The organism is Pseudonocardia sp. NPDC049154 (assembly GCF_040648315.1).
GTDB lineage: Bacteria > Actinomycetota > Actinomycetes > Mycobacteriales > Pseudonocardiaceae > Pseudonocardia.
This window is the reverse complement of the sequence record NZ_JBEZDN010000222.1, coordinates 1-6,253: the sequence shown is the minus strand read 5'-3', so window position 1 is coordinate 6,253 and position 6,253 is coordinate 1. Positions and strand designations below refer to the sequence as shown.

General features: G+C 71.7%; 5 protein-coding genes. 3 read left to right on the top strand and 2 right to left on the bottom strand.

Annotated features, from left to right (window positions below):
* The coding region (locus AB0B41_RS42425) for an AMP-binding protein (RefSeq protein ID WP_358212808.1) at nucleotides 1–308 on the bottom strand (308 nt) is incomplete at its 3' end.
* 150 nt (nucleotides 309–458) lie between these two features.
* Here AB0B41_RS42425 and serS point away from each other — a divergent pair.
* Nucleotides 459–1,727, top strand: coding sequence for a serine--tRNA ligase (serS, locus tag AB0B41_RS42420; RefSeq protein WP_358212807.1), 1,269 nt, complete (start codon nucleotides 459–461; stop codon nucleotides 1,725–1,727).
* A gap of 189 nt (nucleotides 1,728–1,916) precedes the next feature.
* Here the strand turns inward: serS and AB0B41_RS42415 are convergent, their stop codons facing one another.
* The gene (locus tag AB0B41_RS42415) at nucleotides 1,917–2,516 is read right to left on the bottom strand and encodes an XRE family transcriptional regulator (protein WP_358212806.1); all 600 of its coding nucleotides are present in this window, start codon (nucleotides 2,514–2,516) and stop codon (nucleotides 1,917–1,919) included.
* 91 nt (nucleotides 2,517–2,607) lie between these two features.
* Here AB0B41_RS42415 and AB0B41_RS42410 point away from each other — a divergent pair, with 91 nt between their 5' ends.
* A complete protein-coding gene (locus tag AB0B41_RS42410; protein WP_358212805.1) occupies nucleotides 2,608–3,651 on the top strand; it encodes a 2-oxoglutarate and iron-dependent oxygenase domain-containing protein in 1,044 nt (347 codons plus the stop codon).
* A 281-nt stretch (nucleotides 3,652–3,932) separates the two neighbouring features.
* Nucleotides 3,933–6,253: molybdopterin cofactor-binding domain-containing protein (locus AB0B41_RS42405; protein WP_358212803.1), on the top strand; the 2,321-nt coding region annotated here is incomplete at its 3' end.

Sequence of the window (6,253 nt, the reverse complement as noted above, 5' to 3'; positions counted from 1 at the left end):
ACCAGGATCGCGCCGAGCTTCGCCGTCGCGTACTGCAACACCGTCCACTCCGCCATGTTCGGCGCCCAGATCCCGACCCGGTCCCCCTTGACCACCCCCTCGGCCAACAAACCCAACGCCAGCGCGTCGACGTCGGCGCGCAGTTGGGCATAGGTCCACCGCCGGCCCGTCGGGACCTCGACCAGGGCCTCCCGCTCCGGGTCCGCCGCGACCGTCCGGTCGAAGTTGTCCCCGATCGTGTCCCCCAGCAACGGGACGTCCGAGGTCCCGGAGGCGTACGACGGCAGCGCGGGGGTGGAGGTGGTCACCTGCGTCCTCCTCGGAGGGTGGGGCGGCGCAGCGTTGTGCGCCCGGTCACGTGATCGCGACTCATCCTGCCGACGATCCGCCCCCGGGCGCCACCCTCCTGTGGGGGAGGAGCGGGAAAACGCCCTGCGGTCGGGCGATACGCTCGGACGATGCACGACCCCCGCGTCCTGCTCGATCCCGCCACCGACGCCGTGCGCAAGCTCGCGCGCCGCGGCTACTCCCTCGACCTGGAGCGCCTCGAGAAGCTCCTGGGCGGCCGCAACGCGGCCATCCAGAAGGGCGACGAGTCCCGGGCCGAGGCGAACCGGCTGCAGAAGGCGGTCAAGGGCGCGTCCCCGGAGGAGCGGCCCGCCCTCGTCGAGAAGGCGCGGGAGACGAAGGCCGCGATCACGCTCGCGGAGGAGGAGCACAAGGAGCTCGAGGCCCAGCTCACCGAGTACCTCCTCGAGATCCCGAACCTGCCCGCCGACGAGCTGCCCGACGGCGCCAGCGACGAGGACGCCGAGGAGGTCCGGACCTGGGGCGAGATCCCGGCCGTCGAGAACCCCCTCGACCACGTCGACCTCGGCGAGAAGCTCGGCATCCTGGACCTGGCGCGCGCGACCAAGCTGTCGGGCCCGCGGTTCGCCGTGCTCAAGGGCCGCGGCGCCGCGCTCGAGCGCGCGCTCGCCCGCTTCTTCCTCGACCTGCACACCGAGCGCCACGGGTACACCGAGTGGTCGGTGCCGGCGCTGGTCACACGCCCGACGATGACCGGCACGGGCCAGCTGCCCAAGTTCGAGCAGGACCTGTTCCGCACCGAGGTCGCCGACCGGGAGCTGTTCCTCATCCCGACGGCCGAGGTGCCGCTGACCAACCTGCACGCCCGCGAGACGCTCGCCGCCGAGGAGCTCCCGCTGGCCTACACCGCACAGACGCCGTGCTTCCGCTCGGAGGCCGGGTCGTACGGCAAGGACACCCGCGGGTTGATCCGCGTGCACGAGTTCTCGAAGGTCGAGCTGGTCCGCTTCGTCGACCCGGCCCGCTCGCGCGAGGAGCTGGAGGTCCTGCTCGGCCACGCCGAGGCCGTCGTCCAGGCGCTCGGGCTGGCCTACCGGGTCGTGCGGCTCGCGGCCGGCGACATCGGCTTCTCCGCCGAGTACACCTACGACATCGAGGTGTGGCTGCCCAGCCAGGGCCGGTACCGCGAGATCAGCTCGGTCTCGGACTTCGGCACGTTCCAGGCCCGCCGCGCCGCCATCCGGACCAAGGCGAAGGACGGCGCCCGCGGCTTCGCCGCCACGCTCAACGGCTCGGGCCTCCCGATCGGCCGCACCCTCGTCGCCGTCCTGGAGCAGGGGCAGCAGCCCGACGGCAGCGTCCGCATCCCGCCCGCCCTCGTCCCCTACACCGGCTTCGAGATCATCGAACCCGCCTGACCTCCCGACTCGCGGTGCAGGACGTCCCGACTCGCGGTGCAGGACGTCCCGACTCGCGGTGCAGGACGTCCCGACTCGCGCACAGCTTCCGCGAGTCGGGAGCTGCGACACCGCGAGTCGGGAGCTACGGCACCGCGAGTCGGGAGTTGCGGCACCGCGAGTCGGGAGTTGCGGCACCGCGAGTCGGGGTCAGGCGCGGGGTGGGCGGAGAGTGGGACCCTCTGGTGGGTGGGCGATGGTGAGCAGCACGTGGACCGGGGCGTTTCCGTGCACCCGCCAGCGGTGCCGCGCCGAGGCGGGGTGGGCGACGAGCTCCCGCGGCCCCAGCACCACCGTCCCCGCGCCCTCGACCTCCACCTCGAGCCGGCCGTCGACCACGTAGACGGCCATGTCGCCGGGCAACGCGAACCACTCCTCGAGGTACTCCCCCGGCTCCACGACGTACTCGATCACCTCGAGCGGGTTCCCCGGCTGCATCACCAGCGCCCGCCCGCGCGCCGCGTCCGGCCGGTTGGCGACCGGGATCTCCCGGCCCTCGCCGGCGCGCACCACGGTCATCCCCGTGCCCTCGGGGGCGGGCAGCAGCGCGCCCGGCAGCTCCCCGAGCGCCTCGGCCAGCCGGTAGGTGGTGATCATCGACGGCGCGCTGACACCCCGCTCGATCTGCGAGAGGAACGGCTGGCTCACCCCGGCCCGCCGGGCCAGCTCGCGCATGGACAACCCGGCCTTCTCCCGCAACGCGCGGATCGTGGCCCCGACCCGGGCGTTGAGCGCCGCCTCGTCCTCCACCCGCTCCTCCTGACCGAAACTGACAGTCCTTGACAGTCGAACTGACCAGAACGATAGTCGAGAGCAATCACTTCTCACCAGGAGCAGCACCATGGCAGTCGCCGAGACCCGCGACGGCGTCCTCGACGTCCCGATCATCGACATCACCCCGTTCCGCACCGGCGGTACCGAGGCGGACCGCGAGGCGGTGGCCCGCGCCGTCGACCACGCCGCCCGCACGGTCGGGTTCATGCAGGTCGTCGGGCACGGGATCCCGCAGGCAACGCTCGACGCCTTCACCGTCGCGATGGACGCCTTCTTCGCCGCCGACCTCGCGGCGAAGTCCACCTACCGCTGCCCACCCGGCGTGAACCGCGGCTACACCCCGCCGAAGTCCGAGTCGCTGGCCAACAGCCTCGGCCTCGTCTCCGCCGCCGACCTCTTCGAGGCGTTCAACGTCGGCACCCAGGCGAGCGACTTCCCCGGCCTGGACCTGTCCGAGGCGGACTACGGGACCAACGTCTGGCCGGACACCCCCGGCTTCCGCCCCGCCGTCGAGGCCTGGTTCGCCGTCGCCGGCGAGGTCGCCCGGACGATGACGCGCGTCTTCGGTCGCGCCCTCGGGCTCGGCGAGGACCACCTGGCCCGCTTCACCGGCCACTCCGTGGACGTCCTGCGGATGATCAACTACCGGCTGCCGTCGGCCGCCGCCGAGCTCGAGCCCGAGCAGGTCGGCATGGGCGCGCACACGGACTACGGCATCGTCACCGTGCTGTGGGCCGACGCGGTGCCCGGCCTGGAGATCCTCGACGGCGAGGGCAACTGGCACCCGGTACAACCCGCCCCGGGCGCCCTGCTGGTCAACCTCGGCGACGCGCTGGCCCGCTGGACCAACGACCGTTGGATCTCGACCATGCACCGCGTCGCCGCCCCGCGGGTCGACGGCCGCCTGGTGCCGCGCCGCTCCGCCGCCTTCTTCCACGACGGCGACGTCGACGCCGTCATCGCGCCCCTGCCCACGTGCGTCGACGCCGAGCACCCCGCCCTCTACGAGCCGGTGACGGTCGGCGAGCACCTCCGGGCCAAGCTCGCGGGCTCCCGCGGCGGCGTGCTCACCGAGGGCGCGGACCGCGAGGCCGCCCGCCTGTCACGCTGACCGCGGACGCGACACGCGCCACCCGACCGGGTGAATCCGCCTGCAGGCAACGATCCCGCAGATTCGGGACGGAGCAACCCGTAACGCCGCTTCTTCGAGTAAGGCTGTCCTACCAGTCGAAGCGCTGACCTGCGTCGAGACCGGGAGGATCTGACCCGATCACCCACAGATGACTGTCGCGCCGCGACGTATCTGTCGCATCCGGGCGTCGTTGGTGCCGCACGTACGGACGCACGCTCCCCACGTCGTCCTGCTCCGTCCCCGACGAAGAGGACCCCCGGATGGCCAACCACCGCTTCGCTCCCCCACCCACGAAGGCACCGAAGGAACCCGGCACCGGCCTGCGCGCGCCGGTCGGTCGCCGCAAGTTCCTCGGCTACCTGATCGCCGCGCCCACGCTCGTGGTCGCGGCCGAGTTCACCCGCCAGCAGGTGTTCGACGCGCCGTCGACCGCCTGGGCCGCGGCGACGCCGTCGGGCCCGCAGACCCCCGAGGTCTACGACCTGCTCGACGCCCTGCGCGACTCCATGCGCCCGACCGCGAACCTCATCCGGATCGAGGTGAACCGCGACGGCACCGTGTCGTTCGCGCTGCCCCGCTCGGACAACGGGCAGGGCATCATCACCTCGACGCAGATGATCATCGCCGAGGAGATGGGCCTCGAGGTCGACCAGGTGAAGGTCACCCTGGCCGACGCCCGCCCCGAGCTGCTGTTCAACCAGCTCACCGGCGGCTCGAGCACCACCTTCACCACCTACACGCCGATCCGTGTGGCGGCGGCGCTGGCCCAGATGCGGCTGCTCGACGCCGCGGCGCAGCTCCTGCAGCAGGACGTCCGCACGTTGACCAGCCGCGGTGGGCTGATCACCGATGCGACCGGCGGCTCGGTGCCCTTCTCCGCGCTGACCGAGAAGGCCGCGAGCGCGGTCGACCAGCAGGTCGAGGTCGCGCTGAAGCCACGCGAGGACTTCACGATCATCGGGAAGTCCCAGAACAAGACCGACGCGCGTGACATCGTCACCGGCCGCAAGTGCTTCGCCACCGACCTGCAGATCCCCGACGCGCTGCCCACCGTGATCTGCCGCGCACCGGACCTCAACGGCACGCCGGACGACGTCGAGAACATCGACGAGGTCCGTGGCATGCCGGGGATCACGGACGTCGAGGTCGTGAGCACCGGTGTCGCCGTGCGCGCGAAGACCTTCGGCCAGGCCATCGACGGTGTCCGCGCCCTGCGGGTGCAGTGGAACGACGGCACCGTCCACGGGGAGGACGACGAGTCCGTCCTCGCGAAGGTCCGGGCGGCCGAACTGCCGATGGCCGTCCCTGCCGGCGTCGGCGAGACGATCGACTGCGCGTTCACCTTCTACTTCGCCTCCAGCAGCTCGCTGGAGACCAACTCGGCGATCGCCGACGTCCGGGACGACCGCGCCGAGATCTGGGGCGCGATGAAGAACCCGATCGCGGCGCAGGCGGACGTCGCCAAGGCCGTCGGGCTGCCGCAGAGCGCGGTGACCGTGCACGTGACAGAGGGCGGCGGCTCGTTCGGCCGCAAGCTGTTCTACGACGCCGCGGTCGAGGCGGCGGAGTGCTCGAAGGCCTTCGGCAAGCCGGTGAAGCTGATGTGGACCCGGGCCGACGACTCGCGCCAGGGCCGCGTGCACCCGCTGTCGACGAGCCGGATCCGGGCGCAGATCAGCGGCGACACCGTGCTGTCGTACGAGCAGCGGCACACCAGCGTGGCCACCCAGGTCAACCCGGGCCTCGGCGAGGCGATCACCGCCGCCGCGGTCAAGGCCCCGCTGGGGAACCTGACGCTCTCCGAGAGCATCTTCGAGCTCACCCAGGTCACGCCGTACGACTTCGGGGTGTCGACCCGGCTGCTCAACGAGGTCGACATGCGCTTCAACACGACCTCGATGCGCAACATCTACTCGCCGAACGTGGCCACGGCCCGCGAACTGATGGTCGACCAGATCGCGGCGAAGATGGGCAAGGACCCGTACGAGTTCCGCCGGGCGTTCCTCAAGAACGACCGGATGCGCGGCGTGCTCGACGCCGTCGCGAAGGAGGGCCGCTGGGGCCGGTCCATGAAGCCGGGCACCGCACAGGGCCTGGGCTTCCACACCGAGTACAAGGGCGTCTCCGCGGCGCTCGTCGAGATCGACACCCGGCCCGACACGGTCAACCGGAAGATCCGCGAGGCCGTGACCGGCCCCCGGGTCACGAAGGTGACCTTCGCCGTGGAGATCGGCCTGGTGATCAACCCCCGCGGGCTCGAGGCGCAGATGATGGGCGGGATCAACGACGCCATCGCCCTGATCCTGACCTCCAGCCTGCACCTGACCGAGGGGCACTTCGTCGAGGCCAGCTGGGACAACTACTTCTACACCCGGCAGTGGAACACCCCGCCGGAGATCAACGTCATCATTGTGGACTCCGACGCCGACGAGCCCGGTGGGGCCGGGGAGTTCGGCCTGGCGGCCACGTGCGGCGCGATCGCGACGGCCTACGCCCGGGCGACCGGGAAGGTGCCCGAGTACTTCCCGATCAACCACAAGGACCCGTTCCCCTTCGAGCCCAAGCCGCTCGTGCCCCCGAT

What these genes read in the sequence shown, in the direction of transcription:
- serS (WP_358212807.1), top strand. Translation starts at nt 459, where the DNA reads ATGCACGACCCCCGCGTCCTGCTCGATCCCGCCACCGACGCCGTGCGC.
- AB0B41_RS42410 (WP_358212805.1), top strand. Translation starts at nt 2,608, where the DNA reads ATGGCAGTCGCCGAGACCCGCGACGGCGTCCTCGACGTCCCGATCATC.